This is a genomic window from Psychrobacillus syltrankelensis (genome assembly GCF_055454035.1).
Window position 1 is genome coordinate 3642480 of the sequence record NZ_CM144227.1, and the last position, 15465, is coordinate 3657944.

Below are 15465 nucleotides of genomic sequence, written 5' to 3' on the forward strand. Positions count from 1 at the left end.
TATACTCTAGTTATCAAGAAAATACGGAGGGGTAAAAATGAATATTGCATGGAAAGAAATGAAAAAGAATAAAGCAAAGTTTACGATATTAGGATCGATCATATTTCTAGTTAGCTTTTTAACATTTATCATTTCTGGATTATCAAACGGACTATCCCAAGATAATGCGGCTTTGATAAAGGATCTACCAGAAGGACAATTCTATATGAATGCGGATGCGAATGAAACGTACAATCTTTCGAGAATAGATGTAGATGCACAAGCAGACATATTAAATAAAAATAAAGAGGCAATGGCATTTTCGATTCAAATGGGCTTTGTGAATGATACCGAAGACAAGCAGCATAGTGTCGCTTTTGTCACTTCAACAGATTCGAAGTTATTTAAAACTGTTGGTAAAGGGGAGGTAATCCTTGATCGTTCAATGGAAGATGACGGTATAAAAGTCGGAGATATCTTAACGAACAATCAGTTTAATGGAGAATTTAAAGTGATGGGATTTGTCGATCAACAAAAATATAGTCATGCCCCTGTTGCTTTCATTAATATGGAAGACTACAAAGAAATTTACCGTGCAAATGAAATGCAATTGATTTTCATGCCGGGTAAAGAGAAAGTACAAGATATATCGGGTTTACAATCATTTTCTAATAAAGAATTCCTTAATACGATTCCAAGTTACAATGCAGAACAAATGTCACTCAATATGATCGTTTGGTTTTTGGTCGTCATTAGTGGAATGTTGTTCGCAATATTTTTCTACATGATGAACGTTCAAAAGATTGGGCTATACGGAATCTTGAAGGCGCTCGGTGTTAAAACAAGCCGATTGTTCGGTATGATGTGGTATCAAATGATTGTCATCACCGTGATTGCACTTGTATTGTCTGTTGCGTTAAGCCAAGGTTTTGCAACGATTGCGCCTGTTGGAATGCCTTTCAGTTTAACACTCGCTACAACTATTCAATTATCGATCATTTTTATAATCATCGGATTTATAGGCGCAACGCTTTCTGGGCTTCAAATTAAAAAAGTGGAACCACTGCAAGCTATCCAACAAGGAGAGGTGTAATATGACAATCTTTACAATAGATGAAGTAACAAAAACGTTTACAAATGGCGAAGTAGAAGAACAAGTATTAAAAGGCATTAACCTTTCTCTACAAGAAGGTGAAATAACAGCCTTAGTAGGTGCATCTGGATCTGGTAAAAGTACAATCCTTACCATTGCGGCAGGACTTCAACGCGCATCTGATGGCAAAGTAATCTTCCAAGGAAAAAATATGACCAATATGAACCAGGAGCAGATTCGAAAAATCAGAGCGAGCGAGTTTGGATTTGTCTTTCAATCATCCCATCTCGTCCCTTTTCTCACAGTAGAGGAGCAATTGATGCTAATGCTAGACGTGTCAGAGACGAAGATGAGTAAACGAGTACAAAAAGAAGAAGTGGAAAAAACACTCAAATTGGTAGAAATGGATCATCGGAAAGAAGCCTACCCCGCATCATTATCAGGTGGAGAAAAACAACGAGTAGCAATTGCCCGTGCAATAATCCACAAGCCTAAAATGCTATTTGCCGATGAGCCAACAGCAAGCCTTGACTCAAAAAGATCGAAAGACGTTATGAAATTAATTCGAGCGTTGACGAAGTCGTTGAAAATCACTACATTGATGGTAACCCATGATGAAGAGATGCTTCCTTACGCGGATCATATTATTACAATGAAAGATGGATTAGTTTTATAATCCGAATTTAATACAGTCCACGAGAACCGTAAAATTTGTATCAAAGCATCTTTAACTACAGAAATTTTTGTAGAAAGAAGATGCTTTTTCATTTACTTCTTTATCAATGCATCAATAAATACAATTATTTTTACTTCAACATTAACATTATTTATTAATTATTTTAAAATTATTCATTTATTTAATTTAAATATTGATTTTATAAATACGTTGTTATATGATGAATACAAATGAAAGGAGGAATTAACTGTTTTATGGGATATCCAGTTATTAGTCATTGCCCTGTCTGTAGTGAAACACTAAAAATTACGAAGTTACATTGCTCTCACTGTCAGACAACAATTGAAAATGAATTTGAATTATCCAAATTGGCTTCCCTTTCAAGTGAGCAACTTCGATTTGTAGAGGTATTTTTAACGTGCAGGGGCAATATTAAGGAAGTTGAAAAGGAACTAGGAATTTCTTATCCAACAGTTCGGGGAAAACTGAATGAGGTTGTTAGTTCTCTTGGATTCGAAACAAAGAAGAAAAACGAAGTGGATGAGAAAAAAGTTATTGAAATGTTAGAAAACGGAGAAATAACTTCAGAAGAAGCGTTGAGGCTTTTAAAAGATGAATAGGGGGAATTAGAGATGAATACAGAAATTGAAAAAGTTTTAACAATGGTACAAGAAGGAAAAGTGGATGCAGCGAAGGCTTCTGAACTCATTCAAGTATTAAAAAACAGAGAATCTGGAAGCTCAATTGCACCAAAGTCTTCTAACTATGCAGACAAAATGTTGAAAGTCCGTGTTGTATCAGCTGAAAATGATAATGTTAATGTCAATTTGCCAATTAAGCTTGTGAAAGTTGTGTTACTAGCTGGACATAATATTGCTTCAAGTATTCCTCAGACCGAAAAATATGTAAAAGACATCGATATTAGTTTAATTATAGATGCTATTGAAAATGAATTAGATGGACAAATAGTCGATGTTAGATCTGCAAATGGCGACACAGTTTCCGTTACGATTGAATAGAGTCCCATATGTTAAACGTAAAAGTGAAATCAAAGGCAGTAAGAATTTCTATTCCAGTTCCTTATCTAGTGTTAAACATTGGTATTACAATACTTTCTTCACAATTGTTGAATAAACTGATTAACAAATGGACGATAGAAAGTATGAAGGAAAAAGAAATACCATTTACAATTCCACAATTAAATAAAATGGAACTGAAAGAAATTGTGAAAGAACTGAAAAGACATAGAGGGCTTAATATAGTCGACGTTAAAGCAAAAGATGGAACAGAAGTTTTTATAAGGTTGTAAAAAGCTAATATAAATTATGCGATGAAAAGACCAATTTAATTCTGGTCTTTTTTTATATGTTCTTATGTATTAGATAATAAAGTACTATGTAAAAGTTGAGTTCTAAAATTTTTTTGAATTGTTATAAATCATGTCTCTTTTTTGAATTTAATTAAGCTATACTTAGAATATTGAAAAAAGGCTGGTGGATTAAATGCAAAAATATATTGGTGAAATATTGCTGATTGTAACAGCAATTATATGGGGAAGTGGATTTGTTGCAAGTGCCGTTTCCTTAGAATACTACACTCCCTATCAAATCCTTGCGGGACGGTTTCTAATAGGTGCTGTAATATTAAGTATTTTATTTTACAAAAAGCTGAAGAAATTAAATAGAAGTACAATGATAAAAGGAGCACTTTTAGGAATTTTTCTATATCTTGCTTTTGCACTTCAAACTGTAGGATTGCAATTTACAACACCTTCTAAAAATGCATTTTTAACAGCAGTAAATGTTGTGATTGTCCCATTTATAGGATTTTTGTTTTATAAAAGAAAAATTGATGTATTTGAGTTAATGGGAGCAGTCTTGGCCATAATTGGTGTGGCAGTGTTATCTCTTAAATTGTCTTCGGAGGTTAATATAGGAGATTTACTAACCTTATGCTGTGCAGTTGGTTTTGCGTTCCATATTTTTTATACAGCTAAGTTTGTAAAAAATGAGGATCCTGTTGTTCTGACGATTGTTCAAATGGTCGTTGCAGCTGTTGTAGGCTGTGTAGTTGTTCTCTTCAGAGGAGAATCTTCTTTTTCATTGGAAACAGAAGGGATGATGAATCTCCTATATTTAGGTATTTTCTCAACAACTATCGCTTTTTTAATGCAGACAGTTGCTCAAAAGTACACTACCGAAACAAAGGCAGCAATTATATTGTCAACAGAATCTTTCTGGGGGATGGCGTTTTCAGTTGTCATTTTAAGTGAAGTGATGACTTATAAAATGATAATAGGAGCAATTCTTATACTTTGTGCAATAATTATTTCTGAAACCAAATTTGGATTTTTGAACAAGAAAAGAATTGAAGAAATAACCTGAGAGCGTTTCTGTAACTGATTTACCCTTTCAGTTGAATGGTACATAATACAAAATAAGGAACGAAATAGACCGCCAATTCGTAAAGGAATTAGCGGTCTTTAAAATGCCTATAAATTAAGGCTTGCATACAAATCGTGCTTATTTCAACAACCAGGATGAATGGAATATAATATTCCGTATAAAGCATCCTTGTGTTGCTCTTGAAACATAACCAACATATCTTCACAGGTTTCGAATGTTCTCCAATGAGGGGTTCCGTATGCCGTATGTCGTTATATAATAAGTACCTCAGTACCTCCTTCTATTTAACTGCAATAGCAAATAAGTGGCAATTGGTCTTCCTTGTTCTGTTGTGACAATCGTTCCAAAAGAGTTGTTACAAAACTCCATATTTCATTATCATTTGTTACCCTAAAATATTTCAAGAATATACATAATTATCTTCCTATCAAAAATTATAAAAGTGTTTTCACCATTATAAAGTCCATTTGCTCTTCATCACCCATATAAAAGTGGTGGGCTCCAGTTTGAACAAATCCCATTTTTAAATAAAAAGCAATAGCATTTTCATTTTTTTCCCATACGCCTAGCCAGATTTTCTTTTTATTAGATTCAAGCGCAATTTCCATAGCTTTATTTAGCAGATATTTACCAAGCCCATGTTTTTGAAATTTGTTCTTTATATAAATCCTCTCGATCTCAAGTGATTCATCACCAATATCTTCAGACTGAGCATCATTAGTATTGACCTTTAAATATCCAGCGATTTCGTCCTTAAAATAAACAAAAAAGAATTCAGAAGAAATATTGGATAATTCTTTTTCTACTTGTTGTAAGTTAAATGCCTTTTCCAAATAGGCATTCATATTTTCGGACGAATTCTGGTGCTTAAATGTGTCATTAAATGTTTCGTAACTTACTTCTTGTAGTAGGTGTGAATCTTCAAGCGTACACTTTTTTATTTTTATCATAATAATTTTCTAGCTCCTTTATATAATTAATAATTTCTCTTGTTTCCCTTTTTTACAAATTCCCAGTCTATTTCGATATTTTTTCTAACTCTTTGAAGAAGAGTAAAAATGGTTTCTATTTCTATTTCGGAAAAACCAGCTAATGCTTCCGTATTGGAATAATCATTTTCTCTTTTTATGAAAGGATAAACATTTTTCCCTTTCTCTGTTGGAAAAAGTTTATTAATTTTTTGGTTATGTTTATCATCTCTTTTTTCAATAAATCCATTTATTTCAAGTTTTCGTATAGCACGAGATGCTGTTGTTCGGTCTACTTTTATCAATTCAGCTAACTTTTCTTGAATTATGCCTGGATTTTCACATATTCTTACAAGGTACAAGTACTGTCCTTTTGTAAGGTCATACTCTTTAAATTCTATATTACTTATAGAATCTAGCGCCCTAGCTATCATTCCAATTTCACGAAGTATATTCTTCATAATTAACCTCCTAGTACATTTTTTGTTGCAAATGCAATAAAAATGGTATAAATTAAATTTAGCATAACTTTGTTGCATTTGCAACAAAAATAATGATGAAAAGGGCGAGTGAAGTGAAATATGTTCATTATGTATTAGGAATTCTAATATTAACTCTTGGTATTTCATTCAGTATAAAATCAGACCTTGGAACTTCACCTTTTGATGCACTTTTGGTAGGACTGTCCAAAAAAGTGGGGCTTACTGTTGGAAGTTGGGAAATAATAATAGCTTTAATATTGATTTGTTGTAATTCATTTTTAAAAAGACAAAGACCAGAAGTATTAGGGTTGTTAACAGCATTTATAACAGGTATAGGTATTGATATGTGGCTTTTTTTTATGAACAATTTGATAACTCCTGACCTATGGTACGGAAAAGTTATTTGTTTTGGATTCGGCTTAGTTCTTATAGGATTAGGAACTGCAACATATTTACTGACAAATTTTGCACCGATTCCTGTTGACCGATTAACATTAATCCTACAAGAATTAACTCGAACAAATATATTTTTTTCGAGAACAATCATTTACTTCTTATTCTTGATAACGGCAATAATTTTTAATGGACCAATTGGCGTGGGAACTTTATTAACCGTTTGTTTAGGGGGACTAATACTTAATTACTTTATGCTTTTACGGAAAAAGTATTGGACCGCATATTAACAAATCTAGTACATCATCAAATTATGATAAAAATAAAAAGCATTCACTATAGATAGAGCGATGGTTCGTCCACGGATAGCGAGGTTGTGGAAATTGTCTGGCTATACAGGAAATATGACGGTAAATTCTTAAAAAGGTTAAATCTTAACTTTTGGAGAATTAAAAGAAAAGAAAAACGGATAGAAATAAAGGAGGATGTAAATGATACATATTGTGAATGGAGATGCAGTGGGAAATAAGATTCTAGGAATAAGTGGGGAAATTATTGTTTGGAGAGAAATGTATGATTTTGGTCCTTTAAGTTTAGATTGGTCACAAACGGAGCAAATACAAAGGCGTGCTCTTTTTTTCGAAGAGAAACTAGGTATTCCTTCAGCATTTTTTATTACCAACTGTGAGAAACAAAATCAGCTTTTAAATGGTTTATCGCCAAAAGACGAAATTGTTCTTTGGTTCGAGCATGATAGATATGACCAAACGATGCTTATGTATTTATTGACAGAATTATCATTAAAGCGATTCGAAAAACTATTTATGATAAGTATTGACCAATACCCTGGCATTTATCCTTTCCATGGATTAGGTCAGTTATCTTCCGAACAATTAATGGCACTAGTGAATGAGAAAAAAGAGATAACAAAGGAGCAAATTAATGAGGCTGTTTCGGGCTGGATTGCATATAACTCGAATAATATTGAGGATATTGAAAGATGGATACGAACAGAACAGCATTTCCTTCCTTTTCTGCTTCAAGCTTTGAAAGAGCAGAAAAGTTATTTTCCATCCCCAATAAATGGTCTAAATGAAGTAGAATTTTTATCGCTACAACTAATTAATGAAGGTGTATGCCAATTCGACGAATTATTTAAAAGCTTAACTGAAAAAAGAATAAATGATGGAATAAGTGATTTGCATTTTGCAGCAATTTTAAACGAATTAATTAAGGGAAAAAATCCTTTGCTCTCAAGTGACATTTCTTTGCCAAGTTTTTCTCATTCCTTTCCAAAAGCAAAGTTGGAAGTAACATCTCACGGATTAGATGTGTTGAATGGGCGGGTAAATAGGTTGGAATTGGTAGGAATGGATTGGTGGGTTGGAGGAGTTCATATCCAGAAGGAAAAATAGTCGATAACCTCTCATAAAGGTTATCGATTTTTTCATTTATAGAAATCCGTTTTAGAATAAAAAATCGATTTTTTAACATAATAATAAAAGCTTAAATTGTATTGGTCTGTATTAAACGACTATTTATTGCGAAAGATAAGGACGAATCTTAGCAATTAGCGAAAGGAGTGTTTTTATGGAAAATATACGAGAAGGATTAATCCCCACAGTACTTGGAACAGCCGTAACAACTACAGGTATGGTATTGCGTAATAGTAGAAACATTTCACCGTTAATAACGAGTTCGATTATTGGTTTTGGTTTAGCTCATATCGTATTGGGAACAATCGATTTATTCGAACATCGTCGCTAATGATTCGTATGGGAAGGTATGCGTCCTTCCCTTAATCTTGATCCGTATAAAAAATAAGGAGGTGTTAATCCATGAGAATTATTTCTCGGATTGCTTTAGTCTTAGTTATAATTGGTGCGATCAACTGGGGTCTAATTGGGTTTTTCAGGTACGATTTAGTCTCCTCCATATTTGGTGGAGAGACTACAGGATTATCTAGAATAATTTTTAGTCTTGTTGGACTAAGTGGACTATTATCTTTACCACTTCTGTTTGACCCTGTTGGAGACGTAGACGTAGTTTCAGACAGAGATCAAAGAAGCTACCGAAATCCTAATTTAGGAACTGAACTTGGTGAGGAACCAGACTTTACAGATGTAAAGGACGTTTCTAAAAAGGACTTTGATAAACATTAGTCTCCGGATAAAAAACTGATAACCCTAACTCTAGGGTTGTCAGTTTTTTTGATTTTGTAAATAAAAAGGAAATATCTAACCATGTGCCGAAGATTACATAAGGAAGGTGAATGTAAATGTTTTTTATAAATGTGGAAGGTGCAGTATTTAGAGAAGATAAGTGGCTCCTAATTAGAAGGAGTAAAAAGGAATTCCATGCTGGAGGAGAGTTGGCTTTAGTAGGTGGAACAGTAGATCATGAGGGTGATTCGCAAGATATTTTGGAGAGAACACTTCGACGTGAGTTGTTTGAAGAAGTTGGTGTTGAAGTGAAGGAACCTATTCTATATGTACGGAATACTTCTTTTGTATTGGCGAATGGCAAAGAAGTTGTGGACATTGTATTTCTATGTGAATTTGATAGGGGAGAACCATACGCAAAAAGCCCGGATGAAGTTGAGTCTATTCATTGGATGACGACGGATGAAATTATTAATCACAAGGAGATACAACATTATGTGCGAGACAGTATAATTGCGGCAGATGTTTTGAGGAACAGAGAGCTATTTTAGATAACAGAGGAGAGTTTTAATGGAAATCAAATTTAATAAATTTCTCAGAGAAGAATTAACCATTCAAGAAATACAAGTAAGAATGGAAGATGGAGAAATAACTTCAAAAGAATTAGTAATGTACTATTTACATAGAATCGCAAAATATGATCAAGACGGTTCAAGGATTAACTCTGTTTTGGAAATAAATCCTGATGCCATTTTCATCGCAGAAGCATTAGATCATGAAAGAAAAGTAAAGGGATCGAGAGGACCTTTACACGGAATTCCAATTTTATTGAAAGATAATATTGAAACAAAGGATTCCATGCATACGAGTGCAGGAACTATAGCTTTAGAAAATTATATTAGTGCTCATGATGCTTTTCTAGTTGAACAACTTCGTAACGCGGGAGCAGTCATCTTAGGAAAGACTAATATGACAGAATTAGCAAATGCAATGTCTTCTGGAATGTGGGCTGGCTATAGTGCAAGAGGTGGACAAGTAAAAAATCCTTATGGTGACGAGAATCTTTTTGTTGGAGGTTCAAGTTCCGGCTCTGCTGTGGCAGTTGCTGCTAATTTCACTGTATTATCGGTTGGTACAGAGACAGACGCTTCTATACTTAGCCCGGCTATTCAAAACTCGGTAGTTGGTATTAAACCTACTGTTGGTTTAATAAGCCGAACAGGTATTATTCCTTTTACATATTCTCAAGATACAGCCGGACCATTTGCAAGAAATGTTACAGATGCAGCTATTTTACTTGGAGCATTAACTGGCGTTGATACATTAGATATTGCAACGTCTAAAAGTGAAGGGAAATCTCTGCAAGATTATACTACTTATTTAGATAGTAATGGATTAAAAGATGCAAGAATTGGTGTGTTCAATCTTGCTTCTAATGAATCGGATGAATATGATAATGAATTATTTCATTCCGCTATTCAAACAATTGGTGACAAAGGAGCAATAGTCATTCAAGATATAGAAATCCCTTCTTTCCATAGAGAATGGAGTTGGGGAGTGTCATTATATGAGCTGAAGCATAGCTTGGATAATTATCTTTCAAAATTACCACCTCAATTACCTGTTCATTCTTTAAGTGAGTTAATTCAGTTTAATAAAAGAGTGGGAGAAAAAGCATTAAAATACGGCCAAGATAAGCTAGAGAAGAGAGAACATTTTCCTAATACATTAAGAAATCCAGAATATTTGAATGCAAGATTGGAGGATTTGTACTTTTCTCAAGAACAAGGAATCGATTTTGCTATTAAAAAATATAATCTAGATGCAATTCTTTTTCCTTCATATATTGGTTCTACCATATGCGCAAAAGCTGGATATCCGTCTATAGCTTTACCTGCGGGATACATGAAAAGTGGAAGACCTTTTGGAATAACCTTGGCAGGAACTGCTTTTAGTGAAGGTATTTTAATTAAACTTGCATACGCATTTGAGCAAGCTACAGGGCATCGCGAAAGTCCAAGCTTAATAGAGGAAAATGATGGGGGTTTTAAGGATGAACGTTAAGTCATTAGAAACAAACAAACATAGTTGGGAAGCTGCAGCAGAACGTTTTTATGGAAGAAATCCACTTCCTGAGTATGGTCCAATGGCGCCACTTGAAGATGATCTTAATCTATTTGGTGATATTACGAATTTAAAAGTGTTAGACATTGGATGTGGTAGTGGGCATTCATTACAATATATGAATAAGCGAAATGCAGCTGAACTATGGGGCTTAGACCTATCTGAAAAACAAATAAATTCAGCTAACCAATTACTAGAGAATTGTGGTTCACCTGTCCAACTATTTCAATCACCAATGGAAGTTAATCCTGGGTTGCCACATAACTATTTTGACATTGTGTATTCTATTTATGCACTTGGTTGGACAACTGATTTGGATAAGACATTATCCAATATTAATAAATACCTGAAACAAGGAGGGCTTTTTATTTTTAGTTGGGAGCATCCATTGCATAATCGAGTAAGTAATGAAGATGGAGTCTTAACTTTCAATAAATCCTATCATGAGGAAGGTCCATATGACCATGATGCATGGGGGAATCCCGCAATTATGCAGCAGTTTAGAATTAGTACTTATATTAATACGTTAATTAATCACGGATTTCAGATTGAAAAAGTAATTGAAGATGTCTGGTGCTCTGAAGATGATATAAAAAGGCATGAAAATAGATGGTACTCTTATGAAAAAGCAAAATCTATACCAACTACGTTAATTATTAAAAGTAGGAAACTTTAGGAGGATAACTAATTGAAAATCTATGATACAGCTGAGTACTTCTTAAATAGTTTTGAACCCTCCATTGATTTTTTAAGAAGTTATTATGAAAAGTATCCGGATATCTTTGCAGATTATTTTGATTCCCATTGTAAAGACACAGACGAAAGACATAATGAATCAATTCGAAAATATCCTCCATATTTTACAGCTATAAAGCAAGTGTACGAAAATATTCTACCTATTATTGATGAAATAGCTAATGAATATTGGAAGCTTTATCAAATTTCTTTTCCAGTAGATATCAACCTGATCATTGGGGGTTTTGGTTCAAATGCCTACTATACGTATCGTCAAACCATTCCGAACATCACATTTGCTTTAGAAAAGTTATCACCGAATCCTGACCATTTGAGAGTAATCGTTGCACATGAATTTGGTCATTTGGCACAAAACATTCTATCGGATCAAGCAGGAATAGATTGGACTAAGATTCAATGGAATAGCCCACTTATTGGGATTTATCAAGAAGGAGCAGCAACACATTTATCTCGAAAGACAGTTTTAAATGTACATCCTTCTATCTATTTTTCCTATAACAATGAGGGCTATGACTGGCTAGCCTTTGCAGAAGTAAATAGGAGCGAAATAAAGAAGACATTTGCAAATGATTATTTATCTTTAACACGGGATGAACTGTTTCATGAGTGGTTTTCCATCAACGGAGGAAAAACATTTGGTCACAGTAGACTAGCCTATTTCATTGGAGATTGGTTTTTCCAAAATGAAATAAACCAACTAGGTGAAATGGCTACAATAGTAGCATGGAAAGACAAGGACTTCGAAGAGCAAGTGAAACAATGGTTGTTTCAAAAAGAATAGAATGCATTTTTTAAGAGGATAGGAAAATGAATGTATCAATTAGAACTTTATCTGAATATAAAGTGGCATTTGTTAGACGTATCGGAAGTTATTTTGAACCTCAAGATTATTGGGGGAGATGATCCAGAAGAAAAGTGCATAGTTGATTTATATGTACCGATAAAAGACAAGTGAAGTTTAATGATTAAGGAGAATCTCATGACAAATACAATAATGAATGACAATCTAGAAGAATATGATGATCCAGTTTCCTATGATATCGAAAATAATGCTTATGTGGGGGAAATCCCTTTTCTAATGGAGTGGGCTTCAAAGAAAAGTGGTCCTATCATTGATTTAGCTTGTGGCACAGGAAGAATAACGATTCCCTTAGCACAAAAAGGCTTTAACTTAATTGGGGTTGACCTACATGCGGGTATGCTTGAACAAGCTAAGAAAAAAGCAGACGAACTTCAATTACAGATTGAATGGTTGGAGCAAGACTGCACTCAACTAAGTTTAAATTGTAAGAGCTCATTAATATATATGGTTGGAAACTCTATTCAACATTTTCATACGAATGAGTCACAAAACATGCTTTTATCTTCAATCTATAAACATTTAGAGGAAGATGGAGTTTTTATCTTTGGAACGAGATTCCCTAGCGCTGAAGAGTTATTGCAACCGAGTATCGAAGAATATTGGAAAACGTATAATGATACAACTTGTAATAAAGAAGTAGACGCTTATACGATTAGTAACTATGATGCATTGAGTCAAATTCAACACTATATTACTATTAGAAAGTTTAAAAATACAGATGGTACTATAGTAGATGAAAAAAGAACAAGTATAAGCTTGCGATATACGTACCCAAAGGAAATGGAAAGGTTATTATTAGACAGTGGTTTTGATATTTTACAAGTGAATAAGGATTGGAAAGGAACACCTATTAGTAATGATAGTTATGAAATGATCTATGTTTGTAGAAAGAGGAAGTATGAAAAAGAAAAATAAAATATATTTAATATTACTCATCGCAGTTATTGCAGTTTATTCATTCAACTATTGGAATGAATATCGTGAAAGAGATTTAGATGATTTAATCCGATTGAAAAAAAGTGATTTTATAGGGTTTTCATTTACTAAAACTGGCGTTCCTATTCCAGATGACAAAGTTGATGGGTGGGGAACTCAAGATTTAGAACCTGTAGATGAACTTCTAGAATTTTTAAGTAAGTATCGAGTGAAGAAGCAAAGAGAGAACTTTTTTAATCCTAATTACGAAGGAAAGAGATTTGGATTCACAATCCATCACGAAAAGTCCAATCCTACTATGGTTACAGTAGAAGAAAATTATGTTCATATTTATTCTGGGGATTATTATAAAGTAGTGAACGACACAATTGATATCGGTTGGTTGAATGCATACTTCGAAAAATATCAGGAAATGTACAATGAATAGCAAGTTAAAAGGAGCTCTCTTAACGGAAAGCTCCTTATATAAATTTCTCTCTTCTATTAATGACATAATTAATCGTTAAAAATGGCAAAGAGAATATTCGCATCTTATGTTTTGCGCTAAGCTCTCCTTCTTTTATTTCCTCAATTAGAAATTGCTCTTGTAATGGTAATTTGAATACGTGTTGGCGAAATGCTAAGTAGATTCCAGCATCTGAACTACTAGCTCCTTTACTTGTTAAGACAAGCTTCTCTCCTTGTTGATGCAGTTCTAGTATTCCAGTCATGGATGACCAAGGAAGTGGCAGGGAAATATTCATATAGGTTTTATTGTTATTTTGATGGGAAGAGTAAAGGGCAACGAAAATTACTTCTTTATCTATTTTTCGTATCCATGCTCTCGTATTTATGCGACCATCATCCATTGCTACTATGTCACCAGTCATTTCCATTTGTTTATTAGAGTAAGGAAGATTGAGCTGTTGTACTTGTCTACTAATAAGTTTATAGACAGCTGCAAATGGCTTAAACCAAGTTTGCCAGTGTACTTCCGAAAATAGTTTGTACTGCATCGTATTTTCATAAAAATCGATAATCGTAGAAGGGGTTGATTGGCGATCAATGTACATTTCCATATTATCCACAAGACCATTGTAACTAGCAGTTCCTAAGTAATCCGATAATATCTTTTCACCGTTAAAAGATTTTCCTCTAATGTTGCTAATCGGAAACTGCCATCCTTTATGTTTAGAGGGAGGTATGCTTATAGCCCACCCAACAACTCCACATAAAGCGAACAAAATACAGTTGAAAAATCCATGAAAGCGGAGCATAAAGTCAATGCCGACATTAAAAACGCCTGTTGCATACATGAAAGAAAAAATTATCGTAACGCCTAAAGATCCGAATGATATAAACACTAAGACTTTTTGAAGAGCACTAGGAAAAGTTGCTTTTATTGCTAATACAATAAATCCGTAAATTCCAATAATATAGAGAAGTACAGATACTATCTCCAGCCAAGGAGAGATGGCAATACCAAGTGCAACGACAATCGGTGCTATTAGAATGATTGTGCAGATAACTTTGTACGCAGTAGTTTTATATAAACGTCCAAGGAAACCAATGAAAATTGGTAATAAAAAAGCAGAATAATGAAAGTGGATTCCCGTTAACCATGTAAGTATAGGGGAAAATCCAGTATCGATCTCTGCAACAGAAGCAAAAAACCAAACCCCCCCGATGAATAAATACATCATCCCTGCATCAATTGAAAATTCCTCTAAATGAGCAAATCCACGTCGGATAAAACGTCCAAAACCATAAACAGCAACTACGAAAGTAAATAGTAGGTAGATAGCAGCAAGTAATACATCCCACTTCGTATTGACAGTCATTTGTAAAATGGCGACAGCTATAAAAGCTGGAATAGCGAAATAATAATATAGTCGATTTTCTTTTATTAAGATTAATCTTAAAATGAGTGGTACAAATAAAAGCTGTGCCACTGTCAACATTAAAAAGTACCAAGGAGTAACACTAAAAAACAGTACAACTAGAAATATTATAATATGTAATAAGGCAATTCTCTTAAAAGTCATTTGCTTCGAACTCCCCCTCGTATTCAAATAAAGTGCCGAATAAAGGATTATTAATGACGACATGTATAGAAAAAACATCTCTTTCTTCTATATAATATTCGGTTACGTGAACAATCCCTTGAAATGTTTTTGGTAATGGAATCTCAAGCTTTCCAATAACAAAACGCTGTTTTCTCGATTCAATGTGCATATGCCCTTTTTCTGAAACAAAGAAAACAAGTTCAGAGTAAAATAAACTCGGCTCTCCTAAATAGTCTTTTACGACGTTTTTGTCCTGATCCAAGCTCATAAGTGCATTAAAATATCTTGTTTTCTGCTTAAAATAAAAAGTCCTTTCCCAATGGACCTGGCTCTCGCCGGATGGTCCTATTTTTGTTGTATTAACAATCGTAAAAGGAATATTTTCTCCATGTTCAGGGAATAAAAACTTCCAGCACGTACCTATTAAAAATAAGGGATATAACCATTTCGGACCTCTACTTATCTTTTTCATAACTCCCGATGCCCTAAAAGGTTTTTCATCAGGCAATGCATATCGTTTTTGAAGCATAGGCTGGAGATGCTGAAATCGTTCCCCTAATATTTGTTTATATATAGACATGAAA

General features: G+C 33.8%; 20 protein-coding genes and 1 pseudogene. 16 read left to right on the plus strand and 5 right to left on the minus strand.

Going from position 1 to position 15465, the window contains the following annotated elements; all coding sequences use genetic code 11:
- Nucleotides 1-37: 37 nt before the first annotated feature.
- The 6 genes from ACTSKG_RS17985 (at nt 38) to ACTSKG_RS18010 (ending at nt 4132) form a co-directional block, all read left to right on the plus strand.
- Nucleotides 38-1072: an ABC transporter permease gene (locus ACTSKG_RS17985; RefSeq protein ID WP_464755898.1), complete on the plus strand. Its 1035-nt coding sequence runs from the start codon at nt 38-40 to the stop codon at nt 1070-1072.
- A gap of 1 nt (nt 1073) precedes the next feature.
- Nucleotides 1074-1748, plus strand: a complete 675-nt coding sequence (locus ACTSKG_RS17990) for an ABC transporter ATP-binding protein (protein ID WP_464755899.1) — start codon at nt 1074-1076, stop codon at nt 1746-1748.
- A gap of 254 nt (nt 1749-2002) precedes the next feature.
- Nucleotides 2003-2368, plus strand: coding sequence for a DUF2089 family protein (locus ACTSKG_RS17995; protein ID WP_464755900.1), 366 nt, complete (start codon nt 2003-2005; stop codon nt 2366-2368).
- Nucleotides 2369-2380: 12 nt separating this feature from the next.
- On the plus strand, nt 2381-2767 hold the full coding sequence (locus ACTSKG_RS18000) for an SHOCT-like domain-containing protein (protein WP_464755901.1): 387 nt from the start codon (nt 2381-2383) through the stop codon (nt 2765-2767).
- Between the two features lie 8 nt (nt 2768-2775).
- The gene (locus ACTSKG_RS18005) at nt 2776-3057 is read left to right on the plus strand and encodes a hypothetical protein (protein WP_464755902.1); all 282 of its coding nucleotides are present in this window, start codon (nt 2776-2778) and stop codon (nt 3055-3057) included.
- Nucleotides 3058-3250: 193 nt separating this feature from the next.
- Nucleotides 3251-4132 (plus strand): DMT family transporter, encoded by an 882-nt coding sequence (locus ACTSKG_RS18010; protein WP_464755903.1) that lies wholly within the window; start codon nt 3251-3253, stop codon nt 4130-4132.
- 191 nt (nt 4133-4323) lie between these two features.
- On the opposite strand, the pseudogene ACTSKG_RS18015 reads toward ACTSKG_RS18010, so the two are convergent.
- From ACTSKG_RS18015 to ACTSKG_RS18025, 3 genes and pseudogenes are all read right to left on the minus strand, one after another.
- Nucleotides 4324-4563 (minus strand): annotated as a pseudogene (locus tag ACTSKG_RS18015) (FMN-binding negative transcriptional regulator); the annotation flags it as partial.
- 24 nt (nt 4564-4587) lie between these two features.
- On the minus strand, nt 4588-5103 hold the full coding sequence (gene paiA / locus ACTSKG_RS18020; protein WP_464755904.1) for a spermidine/spermine N(1)-acetyltransferase: 516 nt from the start codon (nt 5101-5103) through the stop codon (nt 4588-4590).
- Nucleotides 5104-5129: 26 nt separating this feature from the next.
- Nucleotides 5130-5582, minus strand: coding sequence for a MarR family winged helix-turn-helix transcriptional regulator (locus ACTSKG_RS18025; RefSeq protein WP_464755905.1), 453 nt, complete (start codon nt 5580-5582; stop codon nt 5130-5132).
- A 113-nt stretch (nt 5583-5695) separates the two neighbouring features.
- Between ACTSKG_RS18025 and ACTSKG_RS18030 the strand changes: the two genes are divergently transcribed.
- The 10 genes from ACTSKG_RS18030 to ACTSKG_RS18075 all read left to right on the plus strand — a co-directional run bounded on the left by ACTSKG_RS18030 (nt 5696) and on the right by ACTSKG_RS18075 (nt 13263).
- Nucleotides 5696-6286, plus strand: coding sequence for a YczE/YyaS/YitT family protein (locus ACTSKG_RS18030; protein ID WP_464755906.1), 591 nt, complete (start codon nt 5696-5698; stop codon nt 6284-6286).
- Nucleotides 6287-6487: 201 nt separating this feature from the next.
- Nucleotides 6488-7411 carry a DUF1835 domain-containing protein gene (locus ACTSKG_RS18035; protein WP_464755907.1) on the plus strand — a complete coding sequence of 308 codons (924 nt, stop codon included), beginning with the start codon at nt 6488-6490 and terminating at the stop codon, nt 7409-7411.
- 175 nt (nt 7412-7586) lie between these two features.
- The gene (locus tag ACTSKG_RS18040; protein WP_464755908.1) at nt 7587-7763 is read left to right on the plus strand and encodes an asparagine synthase; all 177 of its coding nucleotides are present in this window, start codon (nt 7587-7589) and stop codon (nt 7761-7763) included.
- A 71-nt stretch (nt 7764-7834) separates the two neighbouring features.
- The gene (locus ACTSKG_RS18045) at nt 7835-8158 is read left to right on the plus strand and encodes a DUF378 domain-containing protein (protein WP_464755909.1); all 324 of its coding nucleotides are present in this window, start codon (nt 7835-7837) and stop codon (nt 8156-8158) included.
- A gap of 116 nt (nt 8159-8274) precedes the next feature.
- Complete coding sequence (locus ACTSKG_RS18050) at nt 8275-8709, plus strand: NUDIX hydrolase (RefSeq protein ID WP_464755910.1); 435 nt, start codon at nt 8275-8277, stop codon at nt 8707-8709.
- A 19-nt stretch (nt 8710-8728) separates the two neighbouring features.
- Nucleotides 8729-10222: an amidase family protein gene (locus tag ACTSKG_RS18055; protein WP_464755911.1), complete on the plus strand. Its 1494-nt coding sequence runs from the start codon at nt 8729-8731 to the stop codon at nt 10220-10222.
- Nucleotides 10212-10958 carry a class I SAM-dependent methyltransferase gene (locus ACTSKG_RS18060; RefSeq protein WP_464755912.1) on the plus strand — a complete coding sequence of 249 codons (747 nt, stop codon included), beginning with the start codon at nt 10212-10214 and terminating at the stop codon, nt 10956-10958. The genes ACTSKG_RS18055 and ACTSKG_RS18060 overlap by 11 nt, the downstream gene beginning before the upstream one ends.
- 12 nt (nt 10959-10970) lie before the next feature.
- Nucleotides 10971-11819, plus strand: coding sequence for a hypothetical protein (locus ACTSKG_RS18065; protein WP_464755913.1), 849 nt, complete (start codon nt 10971-10973; stop codon nt 11817-11819).
- Nucleotides 11820-12017: 198 nt separating this feature from the next.
- Complete coding sequence (locus tag ACTSKG_RS18070; protein ID WP_464755914.1) at nt 12018-12815, plus strand: class I SAM-dependent DNA methyltransferase; 798 nt, start codon at nt 12018-12020, stop codon at nt 12813-12815.
- Nucleotides 12799-13263, plus strand: a complete 465-nt coding sequence (locus tag ACTSKG_RS18075; protein WP_464755915.1) for a hypothetical protein — start codon at nt 12799-12801, stop codon at nt 13261-13263. The genes ACTSKG_RS18070 and ACTSKG_RS18075 overlap by 17 nt, the downstream gene beginning before the upstream one ends.
- 34 nt (nt 13264-13297) lie before the next feature.
- On the opposite strand, the gene ACTSKG_RS18080 is transcribed toward ACTSKG_RS18075, so the two are convergent.
- On the minus strand, nt 13298-14860 hold the full coding sequence (locus ACTSKG_RS18080; protein ID WP_464755916.1) for a YndJ family protein: 1563 nt from the start codon (nt 14858-14860) through the stop codon (nt 13298-13300).
- Nucleotides 14850-15461, minus strand: coding sequence for a DUF4166 domain-containing protein (locus ACTSKG_RS18085; protein ID WP_464755917.1), 612 nt, complete (start codon nt 15459-15461; stop codon nt 14850-14852). The genes ACTSKG_RS18080 and ACTSKG_RS18085 overlap by 11 nt, the downstream gene beginning before the upstream one ends.
- Between the last annotated feature and the right edge of the window lie 4 nt (nt 15462-15465).

Excerpts from the sequence above, each read along its gene's own strand:
- ACTSKG_RS17985 (WP_464755898.1), top strand. The coding sequence starts at position 38 with ATGAATATTGCATGGAAAGAAATGAAAAAGAATAAAGCAAAGTTTACG.
- ACTSKG_RS18010 (WP_464755903.1), top strand. The coding sequence starts at position 3,251 with ATGCAAAAATATATTGGTGAAATATTGCTGATTGTAACAGCAATTATA.
- ACTSKG_RS18055 (WP_464755911.1), top strand. The coding sequence starts at position 8,729 with ATGGAAATCAAATTTAATAAATTTCTCAGAGAAGAATTAACCATTCAA.
- ACTSKG_RS18025 (WP_464755905.1), bottom strand. The coding sequence starts at position 5,582 with ATGAAGAATATACTTCGTGAAATTGGAATGATAGCTAGGGCGCTAGAT.
- ACTSKG_RS18070 (WP_464755914.1), top strand. The coding sequence starts at position 12,018 with ATGACAAATACAATAATGAATGACAATCTAGAAGAATATGATGATCCA.
- ACTSKG_RS18000 (WP_464755901.1), top strand. The coding sequence starts at position 2,381 with ATGAATACAGAAATTGAAAAAGTTTTAACAATGGTACAAGAAGGAAAA.
- ACTSKG_RS18050 (WP_464755910.1), top strand. The coding sequence starts at position 8,275 with ATGTTTTTTATAAATGTGGAAGGTGCAGTATTTAGAGAAGATAAGTGG.
- ACTSKG_RS18060 (WP_464755912.1), top strand. The coding sequence starts at position 10,212 with ATGAACGTTAAGTCATTAGAAACAAACAAACATAGTTGGGAAGCTGCA.
- ACTSKG_RS18005 (WP_464755902.1), top strand. The coding sequence starts at position 2,776 with ATGTTAAACGTAAAAGTGAAATCAAAGGCAGTAAGAATTTCTATTCCA.
- ACTSKG_RS18085 (WP_464755917.1), bottom strand. The coding sequence starts at position 15,461 with ATGTCTATATATAAACAAATATTAGGGGAACGATTTCAGCATCTCCAG.
- ACTSKG_RS18080 (WP_464755916.1), bottom strand. The coding sequence starts at position 14,860 with ATGACTTTTAAGAGAATTGCCTTATTACATATTATAATATTTCTAGTT.
- ACTSKG_RS18075 (WP_464755915.1), top strand. The coding sequence starts at position 12,799 with ATGAAAAAGAAAAATAAAATATATTTAATATTACTCATCGCAGTTATT.
- ACTSKG_RS17990 (WP_464755899.1), top strand. The coding sequence starts at position 1,074 with ATGACAATCTTTACAATAGATGAAGTAACAAAAACGTTTACAAATGGC.
- paiA (WP_464755904.1), bottom strand. The coding sequence starts at position 5,103 with ATGATAAAAATAAAAAAGTGTACGCTTGAAGATTCACACCTACTACAA.
- ACTSKG_RS18035 (WP_464755907.1), top strand. The coding sequence starts at position 6,488 with ATGATACATATTGTGAATGGAGATGCAGTGGGAAATAAGATTCTAGGA.
- ACTSKG_RS18045 (WP_464755909.1), top strand. The coding sequence starts at position 7,835 with ATGAGAATTATTTCTCGGATTGCTTTAGTCTTAGTTATAATTGGTGCG.
- ACTSKG_RS17995 (WP_464755900.1), top strand. The coding sequence starts at position 2,003 with ATGGGATATCCAGTTATTAGTCATTGCCCTGTCTGTAGTGAAACACTA.
- ACTSKG_RS18040 (WP_464755908.1), top strand. The coding sequence starts at position 7,587 with ATGGAAAATATACGAGAAGGATTAATCCCCACAGTACTTGGAACAGCC.